This is a genomic window from Flavisphingomonas formosensis, from assembly GCF_009755815.1.
GTDB lineage: Bacteria > Pseudomonadota > Alphaproteobacteria > Sphingomonadales > Sphingomonadaceae > Flavisphingomonas > Flavisphingomonas formosensis.
The window spans coordinates 31,436-51,496 of sequence record NZ_WRPK01000008.1; the positions used below are offsets into that span (position 1 = coordinate 31,436).

General features: G+C 66.7%; 18 protein-coding genes. 13 read left to right on the forward strand and 5 right to left on the reverse strand.

Going from position 1 to position 20,061, the window contains the following annotated elements:
- The first annotated feature begins 104 nt into the window (after window positions 1-104).
- Window positions 105-272: a hypothetical protein gene (locus GQY20_RS20660; RefSeq protein ID WP_157219053.1), complete on the forward strand. Its 168-nt coding sequence runs from the start codon at window positions 105-107 to the stop codon at window positions 270-272.
- A gap of 81 nt (window positions 273-353) precedes the next feature.
- Here GQY20_RS20660 and GQY20_RS20665 read toward each other — a convergent pair whose 3' ends face one another.
- Window positions 354-755, reverse strand: a complete 402-nt coding sequence (locus GQY20_RS20665; protein ID WP_157219054.1) for a hypothetical protein — start codon at window positions 753-755, stop codon at window positions 354-356.
- Between the two features lie 268 nt (window positions 756-1,023).
- Between GQY20_RS20665 and GQY20_RS20670 the strand changes: the two genes are divergently transcribed.
- Genes GQY20_RS20670 through GQY20_RS20685 form a run of 4 tightly spaced genes read left to right on the forward strand, consistent with a single transcriptional unit; the run spans window position 1,024 to window position 4,021 of the window.
- Window positions 1,024-1,572: a DUF1003 domain-containing protein gene (locus GQY20_RS20670; protein ID WP_157219055.1), complete on the forward strand. Its 549-nt coding sequence runs from the start codon at window positions 1,024-1,026 to the stop codon at window positions 1,570-1,572.
- Window positions 1,569-1,931 (forward strand): hypothetical protein, encoded by a 363-nt coding sequence (locus tag GQY20_RS20675; RefSeq protein WP_157219056.1) that lies wholly within the window; start codon window positions 1,569-1,571, stop codon window positions 1,929-1,931. Before GQY20_RS20670 ends, GQY20_RS20675 begins: the two co-directional genes overlap by 4 nt.
- Window positions 1,932-1,941: 10 nt before the next feature.
- Window positions 1,942-2,631, forward strand: a complete 690-nt coding sequence (locus tag GQY20_RS20680; RefSeq protein WP_157219057.1) for a winged helix-turn-helix domain-containing protein — start codon at window positions 1,942-1,944, stop codon at window positions 2,629-2,631.
- A 1-nt stretch (window position 2,632) separates the two neighbouring features.
- Window positions 2,633-4,021: a sensor histidine kinase gene (locus tag GQY20_RS20685; protein WP_157219058.1), complete on the forward strand. Its 1,389-nt coding sequence runs from the start codon at window positions 2,633-2,635 to the stop codon at window positions 4,019-4,021.
- A 110-nt stretch (window positions 4,022-4,131) separates the two neighbouring features.
- On the opposite strand, the gene GQY20_RS20690 is transcribed toward GQY20_RS20685, so the two are convergent.
- Window positions 4,132-4,320, reverse strand: coding sequence for a hypothetical protein (locus tag GQY20_RS20690; RefSeq protein ID WP_157219059.1), 189 nt, complete (start codon window positions 4,318-4,320; stop codon window positions 4,132-4,134).
- A gap of 267 nt (window positions 4,321-4,587) precedes the next feature.
- On the opposite strand from GQY20_RS20690, the gene GQY20_RS20695 reads away from it, so the two are divergent.
- Window positions 4,588-7,941 carry a glycosyltransferase gene (locus GQY20_RS20695; RefSeq protein WP_157219060.1) on the forward strand — a complete coding sequence of 1,118 codons (3,354 nt, stop codon included), beginning with the start codon at window positions 4,588-4,590 and terminating at the stop codon, window positions 7,939-7,941.
- Between the two features lie 103 nt (window positions 7,942-8,044).
- Here GQY20_RS20695 and GQY20_RS20700 read toward each other — a convergent pair whose 3' ends face one another.
- The gene (locus tag GQY20_RS20700; RefSeq protein WP_232476178.1) at window positions 8,045-8,716 is read right to left on the reverse strand and encodes a GDSL-type esterase/lipase family protein; all 672 of its coding nucleotides are present in this window, start codon (window positions 8,714-8,716) and stop codon (window positions 8,045-8,047) included.
- 112 nt (window positions 8,717-8,828) lie between these two features.
- A complete protein-coding gene (locus tag GQY20_RS20705) occupies window positions 8,829-9,959 on the reverse strand; it encodes an NADP-dependent oxidoreductase (protein ID WP_198351090.1) in 1,131 nt (376 codons plus the stop codon).
- Between the two features lie 199 nt (window positions 9,960-10,158).
- On the opposite strand from GQY20_RS20705, the gene GQY20_RS20710 reads away from it, so the two are divergent.
- From GQY20_RS20710 to GQY20_RS20735, 6 genes are all read left to right on the forward strand, one after another.
- Window positions 10,159-10,944: a hypothetical protein gene (locus GQY20_RS20710; protein ID WP_157219063.1), complete on the forward strand. Its 786-nt coding sequence runs from the start codon at window positions 10,159-10,161 to the stop codon at window positions 10,942-10,944.
- A gap of 157 nt (window positions 10,945-11,101) precedes the next feature.
- Window positions 11,102-12,295 (forward strand): efflux RND transporter periplasmic adaptor subunit, encoded by a 1,194-nt coding sequence (locus GQY20_RS20715; protein WP_157219064.1) that lies wholly within the window; start codon window positions 11,102-11,104, stop codon window positions 12,293-12,295.
- Between the two features lie 3 nt (window positions 12,296-12,298).
- A complete protein-coding gene (locus GQY20_RS20720; protein WP_157219065.1) occupies window positions 12,299-15,484 on the forward strand; it encodes an efflux RND transporter permease subunit in 3,186 nt (1,061 codons plus the stop codon).
- Window positions 15,481-16,935, forward strand: coding sequence for an efflux transporter outer membrane subunit (locus tag GQY20_RS20725; RefSeq protein WP_157219066.1), 1,455 nt, complete (start codon window positions 15,481-15,483; stop codon window positions 16,933-16,935). Before GQY20_RS20720 ends, GQY20_RS20725 begins: the two co-directional genes overlap by 4 nt.
- 12 nt (window positions 16,936-16,947) lie before the next feature.
- Window positions 16,948-18,294, forward strand: coding sequence for a chloride channel protein (locus GQY20_RS20730; protein WP_157219067.1), 1,347 nt, complete (start codon window positions 16,948-16,950; stop codon window positions 18,292-18,294).
- Window positions 18,295-18,415: 121 nt separating this feature from the next.
- Window positions 18,416-18,796 carry a DUF4168 domain-containing protein gene (locus tag GQY20_RS20735; protein ID WP_198351091.1) on the forward strand — a complete coding sequence of 127 codons (381 nt, stop codon included), beginning with the start codon at window positions 18,416-18,418 and terminating at the stop codon, window positions 18,794-18,796.
- Between the two features lie 85 nt (window positions 18,797-18,881).
- Here GQY20_RS20735 and GQY20_RS20740 read toward each other — a convergent pair whose 3' ends face one another.
- Window positions 18,882-19,454 (reverse strand): hypothetical protein, encoded by a 573-nt coding sequence (locus GQY20_RS20740; RefSeq protein WP_157219069.1) that lies wholly within the window; start codon window positions 19,452-19,454, stop codon window positions 18,882-18,884.
- A gap of 314 nt (window positions 19,455-19,768) precedes the next feature.
- Between GQY20_RS20740 and GQY20_RS20745 the strand changes: the two genes are divergently transcribed.
- Complete coding sequence (locus GQY20_RS20745; RefSeq protein ID WP_198351092.1) at window positions 19,769-20,056, forward strand: hypothetical protein; 288 nt, start codon at window positions 19,769-19,771, stop codon at window positions 20,054-20,056.
- Window positions 20,057-20,061: the final 5 nt, after the last annotated feature.

The window sequence follows — 20,061 nt, forward strand, 5'->3', positions numbered from 1 at the left end:
AACGCCCTTTTTGCCCGACCAATACGACCAAATCGTCCGCAACCCTGCTTGACGACTCGCGTTTGTCATGATCCTATGCTGCGATGCAACATAAGGGTTCGACTATGATCGAGTTCGCAGGGTCTTCCGGAGAGACTATTCGTCTTGACCCCGATCTGATCGAGTCGGTCCGTCCGGATCATGGCGCGGTGATCGTCCGGCTCATCAACGGCGTGCTCAAGCGGGTCAGTGATCCCTATTCCAGCGTATTGGAGAAACTCGCACGCTGCTGATCGGCATGGGCCTTCGCCGGCGGATCGCCCTGCCCGCGCGATGCGGGCAGGGAACAACGGAAGAAGATGCGTTCACCTCATTCAGCGGCGATAATAATCGTCATAGCCGCGATAATCCCGGTAGCCGCCGCTCCACCGGTTATGGCGGCCATAGTCGTCGTCGCGATCGTTGATCGCCATTTCCAGATTGTCATATTCGCTGTCTAGATAGCGCGCCTCGGACGGGCCGAGACCGTTCGCGCAATAGCGATCGGCATTCTGCTCGATCATCGCGATGTGGCGGTTCATATTGGCCGCCTGGCCCGGGTTCAGATCACCCTCGATGCGTTCCTGGCGAATCCGGCGATGGAGCGCGTCCGCTCTTGAGCCATCACAAAGCGCGCGCGCTTGCCAGCGATAGTCGCCTCCGCCCCAGGGCTGGGCCGAAGCCGGCACGGCTGCAATCGTCATGGCCATCAGGCCGGCTGCAAACAAGGCTTTCATCTCACCACTCCCTAACATTGTGGGGGTGAGACTGCGCCCGTCTCGCTTTTGTAATACTGAATGCTTCGTCGTCTGCGGTTAAGACTTGCCGGCCTACGGCAATAGGGCGTTTTTCTTGCGCCTGCCGGCACCCGACCGAGAGACACGGCAAGACCATCGCGGCCCGCGCCCGCCGGACGAAACATGAACTATCGGTCATCCACAGCCAATGCCCCGGCAGGCCAACCCCGGATAGGAGGGAAACCGGGGACGTTCGGAGACAGGGATCATGGCAACTCGTTCTTTCCATTCGCTGGCAATGGCGCTGCTCGGCAAGCATGCCCAATCGCTCGATCCCGAGGAAGCGCACGTCCTCACCAAGATCGAGGCCCGATTGCCGATCAGCCGGGACGCTGCCGACGTCGCAGACGAGCGCGCGACGTTCGGCGAGCGGCTCGCCGATCAGGTCGCCGCCGTGGGCGGCTCATGGAGCTTCATCATCGTCTTCGTCGTCGTCCTGTTCGGCTGGATGGTGCTGAACAGCGACATATTGCCGCGCCTGAAGGCGGTCTTCGATCCCTATCCCTATATCTTCCTGAACCTGATGCTCTCGATGCTCGCCGCGATCCAGGCGCCGGTGATCATGATGAGCCAGAATCGTCAGGCAGCGAAGGACAGGCTGGCGGCCAGCCTCGATTTCGAGGTGAATTTGCGCACCGAACTGGAAATTCTGCGCCTGCACGAGAAGATCGATCAGGCGGTGGCCGCGCGGCTCGACCATATCGCCACGCGGCTGGAAGGCATGATGACGGCGATGGGCACCAGCAGCCGCCCATGAAACGCCCCGTCGCCGTCCTGATGCTCTTGCTGGTTGCCGCGCTCGCCGCGGCATCGCTGCTGTTGCGTCCGGGACAGCGGCTGGCGGACTCCTATGCCCCGCCCGTCACCTTCCTGCCCAGGGTCACGCTGGACAAGATCGCGACCCCCGAGGGGCCCCGGCTGGTCGTCACCAGCGAGCGTTCGCCCGACGCGTCCGACCTCAACGTGGGAGACCGGCTGGAGGATATCGACGGCCAGCCCGCCCCGTCGTTCGCCGCGCTGCGCCATATCCTGGCGGTGGATCATGCAGCGACTCTGAGGCTTCACGTCCGGCGCCACGACCGGCTATTGACCATCCTCGTCGACAGGGCGGCATGAGGAGACGGGCGTGGGGCACAAGATTCTGGTGGTGGAGGACGACGGCGCCACTGCCGACTATATCGCGTCGGGCCTCGATCAGGAGGGTTTCGTGGTCGATCGCGCCGGCAATGGCCGCGACGGCCTGTTCCATGCCATCGACGGCAATTATGATTGCATCGTGCTAGATCGGATGCTGCCGTCGATGGACGGCATGGCCGTGCTCGGATCGATGCGAGCGGCGGGCGTGGAGACCCCGGTCATCATCCTCTCGGCGCTCGGTTCCGCCGAGGATCGCGTCGCCGGCCTGACCTCCGGCTCGGACGATTATCTCACCAAGCCGTTCGCCTTCGCCGAGCTGCTCGCGCGCATCCGCCTGCAGATCCGGAAGAGCAAGGGCAGCGGTCCCCAGCCGGAGACGACACTGTCCTGCGCGGATCTCGAGATGGACCTGCTCTCGCGCAGGGTTCGGCGGGCGGGCCGGCCGATCGAGCTGCAGCCGCGCGAATTCCGCCTGCTCGAATATCTGCTGCGCCACAAGGATCAGGTGGTGACGCGAACCATGTTGCTGGAAGGCGTCTGGGACTATCATTTCGATCCGGGCACAAACGTGATCGACGTCCATATCAGCCGCCTGCGCAAGAAGCTGGACGAAGGACAGGCCGGCCCGCTGCTGCACACCGTGCGGGGGGCCGGCTATCGTCTCGGCGCGGACGCATGACTTGCGGCTGATCCGATCAGCCACTTTCCGCTTCGCGGCGCTGGTCTTCCTGCTCCAGCTCGCCGGCGCGCTGCTGCTACTCGCCGCGGTGCACCGGTTGACCAGCGCCGAGCTTTCGCAAAATGCGCGCGCGCTCGCCGAGGAGTTGCGCGACGATCTGCTGGCTACCTATCGCCAGGGCGGCACCGTCGCGCTGGCGCAGACGATCGCCCGGCGCACCGCGCCCGAGCGCGAGCCGAGCTCCGCCATCCTGCTGGCCGCGCCCGACGGCAGCTTCCTGGCCGGCAATATCGCCGCCTGGCCGCCAAATGTACCGATCTCGACGCCTTGGGCGGTGATCGAGATCTACCGCATCGGCCAGTCCGCTCCCGAACGGCTGGGCGTGGTGGCGACGCACCTTCCCGGCGGCGAACGGCTGCTGACCGGCCACGCTATCGACAATGCCCTGCGCTTCACCACGGTGATGGAGGGCGCGATGCTCAGTACCCTGCTGCTCGCCATCGCGCTCGCCGCCATCGCCGCGCTGGTCGCCGCCCGGCTGATCGAACATCGGCTGATCGCGACGGTCGAAACCGCGCGGGCGGTTGCCGCCGGAAAGCTGGAACATCGCGTGCCGCTGGATCGCAGCGGCGACGCGTTCGAACGGCTGGCGATCGTCGTCAACGCCATGCTGGATCGGATCGCCGCCCTGATGACCGAACTCAAGGTGGTCACCGACGGCCTCGCCCACGATCTGCGCTCGCCGCTAACCCGGCAGCGCGCCATGCTCGAACGCGCTCTCGGTCGGACGCAGGAGGAGCAGGCGCGTTTGGCGTTGGGCGGAGCGATCGAGGAATCGGATCGGCTGCTCGCGATGCTCAACGCCGCGCTGCAGATCAGCCGTGCCGAGGCCGGGCTCGGCCGGGAATTGTTCGTGGCCACCGATATCGGCCGGATGCTCGCCGATCTCGAGGAGATGTACGGGCCGCTCGCCGAGGAGCGCGGCTTCTCCATCGCGCTGGCCACCGAGCCGGATCTCGTCGCGCCCGTGCATCGCGAGTTGCTCGGCCAGGCGCTCGCCAATCTGATCGACAATGCGCTGAAATATGGCGCGGGGGAAATAAGTTTGTCCGCCGATCGCCGGGGCGATGCCATCTGCATCGCCGTCGCCGATCGCGGACGGGGCATTGCGGAGGACCAGCGAGCCGAGGCCCTGCGGAGATTCGGCCGCCTGGATGCGGCGCGTCGAGGGGAAGGAGCGGGCCTCGGCCTGTCGCTGGTTGCCGCCGTCGCCCGGCTTCATGGCGGCACGTTGAGCCTGGAAGATAATGATCCCGGGCTGTGCGCCCGGCTCACCATCCGGCCCGAGGCGGATGCATCGGGGCCGGGGGCGCGGCCGGCGTCAGGCTGAAGCGCGCCGGCCGCCCGGTTTGGAGTCTGTTTGTCGATCAGTCTTCGGCGCATTGTGCGGCACAGCCTCGAAATGCCCTCTCTCGCGCTTTTCCGACCGATTGTCTCACGTCAGCGGGTCTTGGCAGCCGCTGCCTTGGCATGATGCGCGGCCTTGCCCGGAACCTGCTTGTGCACCTTGGTCGCTGCGCTTCGCTGGTGCTGCTTGCCGGTCGCCGCATTGGCCGGGGCGGCCGCGATCGAAAGCGCCGCAACTGCGCCCAATATCGTTGCCGGAATGACGTTTTTCGTGCGGAACATGTCTGTCTCCTGATTTCCGCGCCCGTTCATCGGGTGCGGAAATCACAATAGAGCCGGGCATTTACGGCGGAGTGGCCCCAACATTGTCATTCCGTAACATTACGAATGACCATTCTGTCATGGACGGTGACAGGCTGCGCGGCTTTGCCCATGATGCCACCGGGACGGCACGGCTCGCCGGCAACCCGGATCGTTCGACCGGGCTTGCCTGAATGGCCGGAGCAAAGCAGGGAAGGCCGCGGGCAGGCCCAACAGGCTGGAGGGCGGGTGGAAGAACCGGTTTTCTACGATGCGTCGGGGCGGCGTAACCGCTGGACAATGCGCGGCTTCCTCGGGCTGCTGCTGCTCACCGTGCTCGCCGCCATCGCCTTCGCGGTCACCGTGGTCGAAGTGCCGGTGCCCCAGCCGCTCGCGCTCGCGATGGAACATCCGGTCCCCCGCCCGCTGGAGCAGCAGGTGCTGCATCTGCGCCATCGCGCGGCCCGCGGCCTCTCTGCCCTGCGCGACAATCTGGCATCCTGGCTGCCCCGCCACACCTCGCCCGCCGCACAGCAGGTGCGCCAGATCAAGGCTGCCTTCTATGTGCCCTGGGACGATGCGAGCCGCTCCTCGCTCTCGCGCCATATCGGCGAGATCGACTGGCTGATCCCGAGCGTCATGTTCGTGACCGGCCCCGCCCACACCCTCACCATGGCGCCCGACCGCCGGCTCGACGCGCTGCTCGCCGCCACGCCGCATCGCCCGAAGCTGCTGCCCATGGTGCAGAATGCGGTGGAGGATCGCTGGGACGGCGCGGGCAGCGCCGCCCTGTTCCGCGACCGCGCAGCGCGCACCGCCTTCCTCGACCGGCTCGAGCAATTGCTGCTCGCGCGCAAGGCGGATGGCGTGGTGTTCGATTTCGAGGAAATCCCCGCCGACGCGCTGCCCGCCTACATGCAGTTCCTGCGCGAGGCTCGGGCCCGCTTTGCTGCGCGCCAATGGCAGGTGGTCGTCACCGTGCCCGCCGACGATGACGACTGGAACCTGCGCGCATTCGCCCGCGTCGCCGACAAGATCGTGCTGATGGCCTATGACGAGCATTCGCCGGAAGGCGATGCCGGGCCGATCGCGAGCCAGGGCTGGTTCGTCAAGCAGCTCGGCAAGGCGCTCGCCCGCGTGCCCCGCGAAAAGCTGATCGTGGCGATCGGCAACTATGCCTATGACTGGACGGCATCTGGCCAGGCCACGTCGCTGGCGGTCGAGGAAGCGTGGCTGAACGCGCACGACAGCGAGGCGCCGATCCAGTTCGACCGGCAGAGCGGCAACCCCTCCTTCGGCTATGAGGATGGCGGCGCCACGCACAGCGTGTGGATGCTCGACGCCGCCACTGCCTGGAACCAGCTGCGCGTCGCCGATCTGAACGGCGTCGCCGGCGTCGCGCTGTGGCGGCTCGGCACGGAGGATGCCGGCTTCTGGCCTGCCCTCGCCGCCTTCGAGAGCGGTCATATCCCGGATCTGCGTACCTTGCACGCGGTCGGCAACGTCGATGTCGAGGGCAATGGTGAGATATTGCGGATCGAGGACGTGCCCGCGCCCGGCCAGCGCCAGCTCTTCCGCGACGCCCGCAACCTCATCGTCCTGGAACGCTATGTGCAGCTTCCGACGCCCTTCGTGGTGCGCCGCACCGGATACAAGCCCGGCTTCGTCGCGCTGAGCTTCGACGATGGACCGAGCGCGGAATGGACGCCCAAGATCCTCGACGTCCTCAAATCCCGCGGCGTGCCCGGCACCTTCTTCCTGATCGGCGAGAATGCGATGGCGCATCCGTTGCTGGTCAAGCGGATCGTCGCGCAGGGCAGCGAGCTGGGCAACCATACCTTCACCCATCCCAATCTCGCCAAGGTCTCGCCCGAAGGCACGCGGATCGAGCTCAACGCGACGCAGCGCGTGGTGGAGGCCTATACCGGCCGCTCGCTGCGGCTGTTCCGCGCGCCCTATTTCGGCGACGCCGAACCCACCACCGCGGACGAGCTGATCCCGGCGCTGACTGCACAGCAGGCCGGCTACACCAATGTCGGGCTGCACGTCGATCCGAACGACTGGCAGCGGCCGGGCACCGATGCGATCGTCAACCAGGTGATCGCGCAGGTCGAGGACGGATCGGACGACCGCTCGGCGCAGATCATCCTGCTCCATGACGGCGGAGGCGATCGGTCGCAGACCGTGGCCGCCCTGCCCCGCATCATCGATGCGTTGCGCGCCAAGGGCTATCGCTTCGTGCCGGTATCCGAACTGGCAGGGCTCGCGCCGGGCCAGGTGATGCCGCCGGTCTCGGGCGTCGACCTGCTCTCGGTGCGTGCCGATATCGGCATGTTCCTGGTGCTCGCCGCCCTCGGCTATGCACTCAAATGGATGTTCTTCCTCGCCATCGCACTCGGCGTGGCGCGCGCGGTGATCCTCGCGGCGCTGGCGCTCAACAGTGCCCGGCGGCGCAACCGGCCGGTGCCGCCGGCGATCGATCCCGAACTCTTCGTCTCGGTGTTGATTCCCGCCTTCAACGAGGCACGCGTGATCGAGGCCTCGGTGCGCCGGGTGCTGGCCAGCACGAACACGCAGGTGGAAGTGATCGTCATCGACGACGGCTCCACCGACGAGACCAGCGCGATCGTGCGCGCCGCCTTCTCGCAGGACGATCGCGTGCAATTGCTCACGCTGCAGAATGGGGGCAAGGCGCGCGCGCTCAATCGCGGGCTCGCCCTGGCCAAGGGCGGGATCATCATCGCGCTGGATGCGGACACCCAGTTCGAGGAGGAGACCATCGCCCGCCTCGCCCGCTGGTTCGCCGATCCGCGCATTGGCGCGGTCGCCGGCAACGCCAAGGTCGGCAACCGGATCAACCTCGTCACCCGCTGGCAGGCGGTGGAATATGTCACCGCCCAGAATCTGGAACGGCGCGCGCTATCTCGTTTCGATGCGATCATGGTCGTGCCCGGCGCGGTCGGCGCCTGGCGCAAGGCCGCGCTCGACGAGGTCGGCGGCTACCCCGCCGATACGCTGGCGGAGGACCAGGATCTCACCATCGCCATCCAGCGGCGCGGCTGGGAGATCGCCTATGACGTCGACGCCGTCGCCTGGACGGAGGCGCCGGAAAGTTTCCGCGCGCTCGCCAAGCAGCGCTTCCGCTGGGCCTATGGTACGCTGCAATGCCTGTGGAAGCATCGCGGCATCCTGCGCCTGCGCCGCCCGGCCGGCCTCGCCTATGTCGGCATTCCCCAGGCCTGGATATTCCAGATCGGCTTTGCGCTGATCTCCCCGCTGATCGATCTCGCGCTGGTCGTCAGCATGATATCGACGGCGATCAACGTCGCGCAGCATGGTTGGGCGCAGACGCAGAGCGACGTGCTGCGCATGGCGGCCTACTGGATCGTCTTCACCGCGGTCGACATCCTCTGCGGCTGGGTCGCCTATCGGCTGGAGCGGCGCGAGAAACGCTATCCCTTCGTCCTGCTCGTCGCCCAGCGCTTCGTCTACCGCCAGCTCATGTACGGGGTCGTGATCCGCGCTGTCGCCAATGCGCTGCGCGGCCTGTGGGTGGGCTGGGGCAAGCTGGAACGCAGCGGACGCGTCGATGCGCGCAGCTGAGCCAGGCAGTCACGCGCGAACGGGTCCCGCTCCGCTGGGGAATCATCGACTTCCCGAAGGGTAGCGTCCCGTCACCGCGAGTCGGCGCGCGCAGACGCGCAGATCAGCTCACCGAGGCCTGCCGCGGCGCCTGATTGCGCGGCGGCGCGATGAGATCGTCGATCATGTCGTTCCACAAGGCATAGCCCTGCGCGTTCATGTGCAGTCCGTCGGGCCGGAAATAGCTGGCGTTGGGAGTGCCTGCGGGCGTCAGCAGCACGCTGCCGACATCGACATATTGGAAGCCGATCGTCCCGGCGCTCGCCCGGATCGCCATGTTGGCCTCGCTCATCTTGGGCCACAGTGTCCAGCGTGCCGGGCTCGGCTTCATCGACAGATAGAGCAGCCGCGACTGCGGCAGATCCGCCTTCAGCCGGCGCAGCAGCGCCAGAACGTCCGCAGTCACCGCTTCGGGCCTGCGGCCTTCGGCAATGTCGTTCTCACCGACATAGACCACCACCGTAGCCGGATGCTCGCCGGCAACGACGTCGCCATAATAATGCAGCACGTCCGGCGTGGTCGCGCCACCGAAGCCGTGGTTCATCGCCGCGACGCCGGGAAAGCTGTGCGGCAGATCCCAGAAGCGGATGCTGGAGCTGCCGATGAACAGCGTCGTCGCATCGCTCGCTGCCTGGCGGTCACGCGCGGCGAACGCCTGTACCTCTGTCGCGAAACGCGCAAAATGGTCGGGTGCCGGATCGGCGGCCTGCGCCGTTCCAGCAAGTCCCAGCGACACAAAGAAAATTCCCAAACGCCCCATGGACCATGCCCAACCGCGTCGATGATGCCATTGTAATCTATCACAGCCCGTGGGTGAACCCGGATTCACGAAAACCGGGTTCGGTGGCTCAACTCCGCTCCGCCCGGCTGTCATCCGGCGCCACCTGGACGAGGATCTTGCCGCCGCTGCTCCGCCCGGACAGACAATCGGCCAGTGCCCGCGGCGCGCTTTCCAGTCCCTCATAGACGAGTTGGCGGTAGTGGATCCTCCCCTCCCGCCACAGCCGCGCGATCTCGCTGCGGAAGGCCGGGTAATCGTCGTCATAATCGAGCACGACGAACCCCTCGATGCGCAGCCGCTTGCCGAGGATGATCCCGGTCGGCAGCTGCGTATCCCCGCCGCCGCAATAGGAGGCGGCCATGCCGCACACGATCAGCCGGCCGAACGGTTTCAGCCGATCGAATATCGGCCGCTGCACCGCGCCGCCGACATTGTCGAAATAAATGTCCACGCCGGCCGGGCAAAGCCGGTCGAGCGCTGCGCCGACATCCTCGCCCATCCGGTCGATGCAAGCATCCGCGCCCAGTTCCCGGGTCACGAACGCGCATTTGTCCGCGCCGCTGGCGATACCGACGACATGCAGTCCATCGGCCTTCGCCAGCTGCACGACCAGCATGCCGACCGATCCCGCCGCGGCCGAGACGAGTATCGTCTCGCCCGGCCGGGCGTTGCAGATGCGCCTATAGCCGACCCAGCCGGTGAAGGCGGACCGCCCGATCAGGCCGAGGTCCGCCTCAATCGGCAGTTCCGCGGGATCCAGCCGGATCGCGCTCGCCCCGTCGATGGCCTCATAATCCTGCCAGTATCGGCCGCCGAACGCGTAATCGCCCACGCGAAAATCAGGATGACGCGAGGCGATCACGCGCCCCACCGTACCGCCGGCGAATTTGGAATCGGACGGCACCATGCCCGCGCGCATCGCCTCGCCGACGCGAATGCGCGAGGGATTGGGCACGGCATCCGCCGAGGCATCGACGCGCCCCGCGCTCGAATCCTGCGCGACATCCGGTCGTTCCCCGGCATAGGGCATCAGCGGCCGGACGCCGGGGGCGATGCTGATATAGATGGTCCTGACCAGCGCCTGCCCCTCGCCGGGCTCCGGCACCGGCTCGACCCGGATCTCGAAATCATCAGGCCCAGGAAGCCCGTCGATCGGCCGGGCGATGCGTACCACCCGGTTCTGCAGCCCCGCCGCCATCGCCCTCTCTCCTGCTCCGCGCGGCCCTTGCCGCTTCGCCGAGCTGTCGGACGGAGGCGCCGGACGGTCAATCGCGGACGTCATCGCGCGCCACACCCGATGACGCGATGCGGCCAAAAAGCGCGGCGATCCTCAAAATTTTGTAACCGCGGCCGGCCATTGCCGCCGACGGGCACAGCCTGTAGGGCGCGAAACGCTCATGGCTTCGGTCTTTTTTCGGGATTCTTCCTATCAGGGTCGTGCGTCGCTCCGTCGTCGCGCCATGGCCTTTCTCGTCGCTGCGGCCGCGAACATCCTGCTCGTATTGATGCTGCTTCGTCTGGCTTCCGGCCCCCCCGCCCCACCGCCGCCGCGCAATCCCGTGCTGGTCGATCTGCTGCCCGAACCGACTACCACGCCGACGGCCGACAAGCAGGCGACGCGCCAGAAAAAGGCCGGACGCAAGACGCCGGAACATCCGCCGACGCCCACCGCCCCAAGCGCCGAAACCAAAGCCCAGCCGCCCGCAGCGCTGGCCGGCCCGCTGAAGATGGTCATCGTGACTCCCGACGTGTTCCGCGCCTCAGACATCTCCAAGCTGCCCCAACACCCGGCCAACCAATCGCAGAGCGCCAGCGACAGCGACAGCGCCGATGCTGGCTCCGCCGGCGACAGCACCACCGACGGACCCGGCACCGGCCCGCATGGCGAGCCGCTGTACAATGCCGAATGGTTCCGCGAACCCACCGATGCCGAACTGTCCTTCTATCTGCACTCCCGCCCGCCTGACGGCGGCTGGGCGCTGATCGCTTGCCGCACGGCCGCACGCTACCATGTCGAGGATTGCATCGAGATCGGAGATTCCCCGCCGGGCTCCGGCCTTGCCCGGTCGATGCGTCAAGCCGCCTGGCAGTTCCTCGTCCGCCCCCCGCGCGTCGGCGGCCGCTCGCTGGTCGGCGCATGGGTCCGCATCCGCATCGATTTCACCCAGGCCGCGCAGCGGTGACGGGGATACAGATGACACCAATTCGCCTTATCCACCAATGGGGAACCGCTTCTGGATCCGGACGTTGCGGGCGAAGGTCTGGGCATCTAGACATCATCCGTCACACAAACGGGGGCGCGGCAACGACGCGTGCCGGCGATTGTCGCGAGGCTTTTTAATGGGTTCCGTCCGCGCGGCGAGTCCGCTCTGGTTTCTGTCGGGCTTGTCGCTCCTGCTCGCATCCTGTGGACCGAACGAGAAGAAGAGGGACACGACGCCGCCCGAAGCCGGCTTCGTGGTGCTCAAGGCCGAGACCGTGCCGATCTATGTCGAGCTCTCCGGGCGCACCGCTGCCTATGAGACGTCGGAAGTGCGGCCACAGGTCTCGGGCCTGATTCAAGCGCGACTGTTCACCGAGGGCAGCATCGTCAAGGCGGGTCAGACGCTCTACCGGATCGATCCGAGCCTCTATAAGGCCGCGGTCGATCAGGCCGATGCCAATCTCGCCAGCGCGCTGGCGAATCGGGAATCGACCCAGGCCAAGGCCGATCGCTACCGTCCGCTCGCCCAGATCGAGGCTGTGTCCAAGCAGGATTATACCGATGCCGCGGCGGCGGCGAAGCAGGCAGTGGCGAGCGTCGCGCAGAACCGCGCGACGCTGGAGACGGCGCGGATCAACCTGCGCTTCACCCGCGTGCCCGCGCCGATCACGGGGCGCATCGGCCGCTCGCTGTTCACCACCGGCGCGCTCGTCACCGCGAACCAGGCCGATCCGCTGACCACGATCCAACGGCTGGATCCGATATATGTCGACATCCAGCAGTCGAGCGCGGAGCTGCTGGCACTGCGGCGCTCGCTCGCCTCGGGCGGCGTCGTGCCGTCGGCCGCAACCGTGAAGCTCACGCTGGAGGACGGCAGCACCTATCCGCTCGCCGGAACGGTCGAATTTGCCGAAGCGATGGTGGATCCGAACACCGGCTCGGTCACGCTGCGCGCCCGTTTCCCCAATCCATCGGGCTTGCTGCTGCCAGGCATGTATGTCCGCGCTCGGCTCAGCCAGGCCACCAGCCGGAGCGCCATCCTGGTGCCGCAGCGGGGCCTGTCGCGCGATGCGAAGGGCAATGCCACGGTGATGGTGGTCGGCGCCGGAAACAAGGCCGAGCTCCGCACCGTCACCGCCGGCCAGACGGTCGGCGACGCATGGCTCGTCACCTCCGGGCTCAATCCGGGCGACAAGGTGATCGTCGAAGGGCTCGGCAAGGTCCGCGCCGGTCAGGCGATCCGCCCGGTGCCCGCAGGATCGCCGCCGCAGACGACGCCGCCCGCGGGCGGCGGAAGCGGCGGGTCCGGTCAGCCGGCAAGCCGCAGCTAGGCGATGCTCTCCCGCATCTTCATCGATCGACCCATCTTCGCATGGGTCATCGCGATCGTGATCATGCTGCTCGGCATCGGCGGGATCATCTCGCTGCCGGTCGAACAATATCCCGACATCGCGCCGCCCGCCGTCAACATCCGCGCCACCTATCCAGGCGCCTCGGCCGAGACGGTCGAGAGCAGCGTGACCCAGATCATCGAGCAGCAGCTCACCGGCATCGACGGGCTGATCTATTTTTCCGCCACCTCGAGCTCCGCCGGCACGGTGACCGTCACCGTCACCTTCCAGAAGGGCACGGACCCGGACATCGCGCAGGTCCAGGTCCAGAACAAGGTGCAGCAGGCGCTGTCCCGCCTGCCCCAGCAGGTGCAGCAGCAGGGCCTGATCGTCACCAAGTCCAATGCCGATTTCCTCACCGTCGTGTCGATCTACGACCAGACCGACCGGATGACGAGCGCGGACGTCAGCGACTATCTCGTCTCCAACCTGCAGGATGCGATCGGTCGCCTGCCGGGTGTCGGCGACATCAACGTGTTCGGCGCGCAATATGCGATGCGCATCTGGCTGGACCCTTACAAGCTCATGTCGTTCCAGCTCACCACGGACGACGTGATCTCGGCGATCGAGGCGCAGAACACCCAGGTCGCGGCCGGGCAGATCGGCGCCCAGCCCTCGCCCGACAGCCAGATGCTCAACGCGATCGTCACTGCCAAATCGCGCCTGACCAATGCCGAGCAGTTCCGCAATATCATCGTCAAGACGCAGACCGACGGCTCGAAGGTGCTGCTGAAGGACGTCGCCCGCGTCGAACTGGGGAGCGAGAATTACAACAGTGTCAGCAGCCTCAACGGCCATCCCGGCGCCGGCATCGCGATCCAGCTCGCGCCGGGCGCGGATGCGCTCAAGACCGCCGAGGAAGTGCGCAATTTCATGGATGCGCACGCCGACTCGCTGCCGCAAGGCCTGACCTACACCTATCCCAATGACAGCACCGCCTTCATCAAGCTCTCCGTCGAGGACGTGATCAAGACGCTGATCGAGGCGATCATCCTCGTCGTCATCGTAATGTTCCTGTTCCTGCAGAGCTGGCGCGCCACGCTGATTCCGGCGATCGCGGTGCCGGTGGTGCTGCTCGGCACTTTCGGCGTGCTCGCCGCCTTCGGCTTCTCGATCAACACGCTCACCCTGTTCGGCATGGTGCTGGCGATCGGGCTGCTCGTCGACGATGCCATCGTCGTCGTCGAGAATGTCGAGCGCGTGATGGAGGAGCAGCCCGACATCACCCCGCGCGAGGCCACGATCCAATCGATGGGCGAGATCAATGTCGCGCTGATCGCCATCGCGCTGGTGCTGTCCGCGGTGTTCCTGCCGATGGCCTTTTTCGGCGGATCCACCGGCGTCATCTACAAGCAGTTTTCGATCACCATCGTCTCCTCGATGGTGCTTTCGGTGCTCGTCGCGCTGATCCTCTCGCCCGCGCTGGCGGCTACCCTGCTGAAACGGCGCGATCCGGAAGCAATCGCAGCCGGCAACCGCTTCGTCGCCAGGGCGCACGACTATGGCGAACGGTTCAACGAATGGTTCGCCCGGACCTCTGAACGCTATCGCGATACGGTCCGCCGGCTGTTCGGCCATGCCAGGGCTGCGATGCTCGTGTTCGCCGGCATCGTCGTATTGCTCGTCTTCGTTTTCCTGAAACTGCCCACCAGCTTCCTGCCGGTGGAGGATCAGGGCATTGCCCAGCTTCAGATCACCCTGCCGCCCGGCGCGACCCAGAGCCGCACCGTAGCCGCCGCCCAAGCGATCCAGCGCTATTTCCTGACCCAGGAGAAAGCGAACACCGCCGCGGTCTACACGGTGGTCGGCGGCAACCAGGCGGGCACCGGCCAGAATGCAGGGCGAGGCTTCCTCTCCCTGGCGCCGTGGGACCAGCGCAAGGGCGCGGAGAACACCGCGGAGGCTATCACCCGCCGGGCGACCCAGGCGATCGGGCGCCAGCTGCGCGACGTGCAGTTCAATGCGCTCAATCCGCCGCCGGTGCGCGGCCTCGGCCAGTCCAGCGGCTTCACGCTCGAGCTTCTGAACAGCGGCAATCTCAGCCGGGACGAATTCAAGGCGCGGCGCGACAAGCTGCTCGCCGAGGCGAGCGCCGACCCCGATCTGGCGCAGGTGCGCCTCAACAGCCTCGAAGACACGCCGACGCTGGGAATCAACATCGACGAGGCGAAGGTCGGAGCGCTCGGCATCAACGAGGCGAGCGTCAATTCCACACTTTCGGCCGCATGGGGCGGCGTCTATGTGAACGACTTCGTGGATCGCGGCCGCGTCAAGCGTGTCTATGTCCAGGGCGATGCGCCGTATCGCAGCCGTCCGGAGAATCTCGCGAGCTGGTATGTGCGCACCGGGACCGGCGCGATGGCGCCCTTCTCGTCCTTCGCGCAGATCGGCTGGAATCGCGCGCCCAACACGTTGACCCGTTTCAACGGCATCAGTTCCTATGAAATCCAGGGCCAGGCCGCCGCGGGCCGAAGCTCCGGAGATGCGATGACGCGCATCGCGGCGATCGCCGCAGAGCTGCCCGGCACCTCGATCGCGTGGAGCGGCCTTTCCTATCAGGAGAAACTGTCGGGCGGCCAGGCCCCCATCCTCTACGGCCTTTCGCTGCTGGTCGTCTTCCTCTGCCTCGCAGCCCTCTACGAAAGCTGGTCGATCCCGTTTGCGGTGATGCTCGTGATGCCGCTCGGCCTCATCGGAGCGACCCTGGCGGTGCTGCTGCGCGGGCTGGAGAACGACGTCTATTTCCAGGTCGGCCTGCTCACCACCATGGGGCTGTCCGCCAAGAATGCGATCCTCATCGTAGAATTCGCCGAGCAGGCGGAGAAGCAGGGTAAGAGCCCGACCGAGGCGGCGCTCGAGGCCGCGCGCATTCGCCTGCGCCCGATCCTGATGACCAGCCTCGCCTTCATCTTCGGCGTGCTGCCGCTCGCCATCTCCACCGGTGCCGGCGCGAAGAGCCGCGTCGCGATCGGCACAGCGGTGATCGGCGGGATGACCACGGCGACCGTGCTCGCCCTCTTCTTCGTGCCGTTGTTCTTCGTGCTGGTCCGCCGTCTTTTCCACGGCAGGCAGGAGGAGCGGGAGACGCCGCCGGCCGCACCCTCCGCCGGCGAGGACGTTTCGGCATGAAGCCCTTCATCGCCATAACCGCCCTTGCCGCCCTTGCCGGATGCAGCCTGCAGCCGGCCTATGAGCGTCCCAGTCCGGCCGTCCCCCCCGCCTGGCCGCAAGGCGATGCCTATCTGCGCCAGAGCGAAGCCACCCTGCCGTCGATCAATTATCGCGACATCTTCCGCGACACCCATTTGCAAGGCCTGATCGAACAGGCGCTGGCCAACAATCAGGATCTGCGCGTCGCCCTTGCCAACGTCGCTTCGGCGCGCGCCCAATATCGCGTCGCCCATGCCGCGATCTTCCCGCAGATCGACGCCAGCGGCGGCGTCACCGTTAGGCGTCCGTCGGATAGTGGCACGACCACCGGCGGCACCAACACCGGGACGGGCAGTTCCAGCGGCGACAGGACGACCACCAGCTACAGCGCCGAAGTCGGCACTACCTCATTCGAGATCGACCTGTTCGGCCGGCTGCGCAGCCTCAGCAACGCCGCCTTCGACGAGTATCTCGGCACCGAGGCGGCCGCCCGCGCCGCCCGGCTGACGCTGGTCGCAGGGGTCGCCAACGCCTATCTGCAGCTTGCTGCCGATCGCAGCCTGCTCGCCATCGCCGTCGACACGGAAAAGAGCGCGCAGAAGAGCGTCGAGCTGACCCGAGCCCGCCTCCAAGGCGGGATCGCGCCGCGTACCGATCTGCGCCAGGCGGAGACCATCCTCGCCACCGCCCAGTCGGATCAGGCTGCGCTCACCACCGCCGTTGCGCAGGATCGCAACGCGCTGGAGCTGCTGGTCGGCACCCCAGTAGCCGATACCGCCTTGCCCGCTTCGCTCGAGGCAATCGACGGACTTCTCGCGGAACTGCCCGCCGGACTCGATTCCGGCATTCTCCTGCGCCGGCCCGACGTGGTGGAGGCCGAATATTCGCTGCGTGCCGCCAATGCGCGGATCGGCGCGGCGCGCGCCGCTTTCTTCCCGCGCGTTTCGCTGACCGCGCTCGCCGGCCTCGCCAGCACGGCGCTGTCGAGCCTGTTCACCGGGGGCGCCTTCACCTGGTCGGTCGCGCCGTCCGCCACACTGCCGATCTTCGATGCCGGCGCCAACAAGGGCAATCTGCGCTATGCCGAGGCGCAGCGCGATCTCGCCATTGCTAATTACCGCAAGGCGATCCAGACGGCCTTTCGCGAGATCGCAGACGCGCTCGCGAGGCGCGGCACGATCGATCGTCAGCTTGCGGCGGACACCAAGCTCGAAGAAGCCGCGCGCGACAGCCTGTTCCTCGGAACGGCCCGTTATCGCGAAGGGATCGACGCCTATCTCGCCACGCTCGATGCGCAGCGCAGCTTCTACAGCGCGCGACAGACGTTGACCAATGCGCGGCTCGTGCGCGCCCAGAACCTCGTTTCGCTTTACCAGACGCTCGGCGGCGACCAGCTCGTTGCGGACTTGCCCGCCGTCCACGGGCGGTAGAGAGTCACGCCCATGCGCATCGGCCGTCTCACCCCCCGCAGAGCCTTTGTGCTGGCCCGACGCCATCGGCCCGATACTGAGGTCTGGCGCCGCCGCGTGGCGATCCTCGGCGGCGCGATCCTGATCGGGCTGGTCGCACTGCTTTTCGCCCGCGCCGCGGATTGGGCTTCAGCGATCTTCCAGCAGGCGATCGGGCGATGGTGGTGGCTGCCGTTGATCGCGACGCCGCTCGGCTACGGCGCGCTCGTCTGGTTTACCCGCCGCATCGCGCCCGAAGCAGCGGGTTCGGGCATTCCGCAAGTCATTGCGGCCTCTCGCGTGCCGGATCGCGGCATGGAGCGGCTGGTTTCGGCCAGGACGGTCATCGTCAAGCTGCTGCTCACCGTCGGCACGCTGCTCTTCGGCGCATCGGTCGGCCGGGAGGGGCCCACGGTCCAGGTTGCCGCTGCACTGATGGGTTATGCACATCGGGCGATGGCCATTCCGCTGCGCGCCTCGGTCTATATCGCCGGTGGCGCCGCGGGTGTCGCCGCAGCATTCAACACGCCGCTTGCAGGCGTCGCCTTCGCGATCGAGGAGCTCGCCGCGGCCTATGAGCAGCGGATGACGCTGCTGGTCATGGCGGCGGTGCTGATCGCGGGCATGGTGAGCCTCGGTCTGGCCGGCGACTATGTCTATTTCGGCGTGATGCGACAGACCCTCGGCGTCCACGATGCGCTGTTCGCAGCGCCGGTGGCAGGCGTGGTCGGCGGCGTCGCCGGCGCGCTCTTCTCGCGCATGCTGCTCGGCGCCGGACGGACGTGCTTCGCGCCCGTCCGCTGGCTGCGCGAGAGGCCGGTCCGTTTCGCCATCGCGTGCGGCCTGATAGTTGCCCTGCTCGGTGTCGCTACCGGCCTCACCTGGGGAACGGGCTACGATACCGCACGAGCGATCATCACCGGCTCGGACGTTCCGATCTGGTATGGACTCGCCAAATTCGGCGCGACACTTGCGACATCGCTGTCCGGCCTGCCGGGTGGCATCTTCGCCCCATCGCTGTCGGTGGGCGCGGGGATTGGCGACATGTTGCGCAGCATCTTTCCCGGCTATCCCGGCGGCGCCATCGTTCTGCTCGGCATGGTCGCCTATTTCACCGGCGTGGTGCGCGCGCCGCTCACAGCAGTGATCATCATTTCGGAGACCACCGCCAGCCGCGGTCTCATGATGCCGCTGCTCGCCGCTGCGCTGACGGCCGATTTCGTGGCGCAGATGGTGAGCAAGGAGCGGCTTTATCACGGTCTCTCTCAACGCTTCGCCATTCCGCCCGCGCCGGGATCAGGCGACGGCGCTCCGGCAGGCGAGGCGCGCCCGGCCCATTGAGCACCCGCGGGGTCTGGCCATCTGCCGTGTGCTCGCCTAGACTGAAAGTGACGGGGGCTGTTCGATCGCAGCGCGATTTGGGACCGCGGGCGATCACGATATGTTGGGAGAAGCTCCTTTGATGGTCTCGGTTCGCCAGTCTCTTGCTGTCGTCGCCCTTTTTACTGCATTTGCGGCACCCGCCGTTCAGGCCAGCGATCTCGGCACCTCCGCGAAGACGGGTGCACCAACCCTCACCGCACAGCAGATACGCGACTATGCGTTGGCGCTCGGGGAGATTCAGACGATCCGGAAGGCTGTGGCCGATGCCCCGGCCGACCAGCGGCCACTAATGGCCGCCCAGGCGAAAACTGCGATCGCGGCTGCGCTCGAACGCCGCGGCATGGATGTCATCAGCTTCAACACGATCAGCGCCGAGGTCGAGCGCGAGCATGGCCTGCGCAGCCAGGTCCGCCAGATCATGATGCAGGGCGTAATGGGCGGGATGACGGACAGCCAGTAAGAGTGAAAATGCCGCCCCGGATCATCCGGAGCGGCATCATAGGCCTTGGCCGCAGGCAAGGCCGCGGTGTGCGTCCAGCCCGCTATCAGGTCCGTATCGCAGGTATCGAGGGCTTGGCCGTAGCGTCGGTTGCCGGCGCCGGCGTCTGGCTGGCAGCCGGGCCGCAATCGCCGCTGGTCTGGCTCACCACCTTGGGCTGCTTGCCTTCGCCGAGCGAGGTGACCTGAACGCTGCGGCTGCACATGCCTTTTCCGCTGCTGGTCGACACGAACGAATAGCTGACAGCACCCGCCGGCAGCGTGCCCGTCGAAACCGCGGTTAGACCGCCCGGCTGAGTCGCCGCCTGTTGGCGCATCGCATCGATCTGCCGGAACATCGCATCCGCCTGCGCATCCATCTCGGCGGCGATACGGTCGAACATCGCGAACGGCGCGGCATCGAAGGCATCGAACGCAGTCGGCGCGAAGGCGTCGGCACCGGCGGGCGCGAACAGGATTCGCGGCGCCACATCGCCGCTGTAGCGAATATGCGCGACGCTGCCGTCAGGCAGCGCGACTTCCATGACATGGGATGGTTCGGCCTTTGTCGCCGCCACTGCGGCCGTCCCGACGGCGAGTGAGGCGGCCACGGCCAGCATGGCTTTCCTGTTGAATCGCATGAATTCCTCCGCTCGAATAAACAGGTTCGCTCACTATGCACGACAGAGGCTGAACCCCGGACTAACGGCGCAGGAAGGGTGCGACGGTGGCAAAAGCCGTCCAACGCAAAGCGCCACCGTCGCCCCAGCCTAATGATCGACAGCAAACGACCGCGCAGTGATGCCGATCACGGTGCGATCGAAATGTTCGTGCACCGGCGAACGGATCGCTTGCCACACCCTGCGGTATCGTCGCCGGACGCTCCGGCAGAGAGCGAGGTGCGCGCCGCTTTGCAATCCGCAGCAGCGTGTCCCATCTATCATGAAGTCGAACGATGCCGACCGTGCTGAACGCTTTTTTCCTCGTCCTGCAGGCAGAGGCCGCACCTGTCTCCGCCCCTGCCGCCCACAACTTGCAGATCGGCCGCATGCTTCGTTTCTCCGACGGCCGCCGCATCGGCGAGGTGATGCGCATCGATCGGGACGGGGCCGGCCAGCCGCGCGGCGTTGTGGTAATCTTCGGATCGGGCACCGTCATAGTGCCGGCCTCCACCTTGTCGGACAAGGATCACGGCCTTCTGACCAGCCTCGGCTATCGGGACGTGCAGGGTCTCGCCCGCTAAGCGCG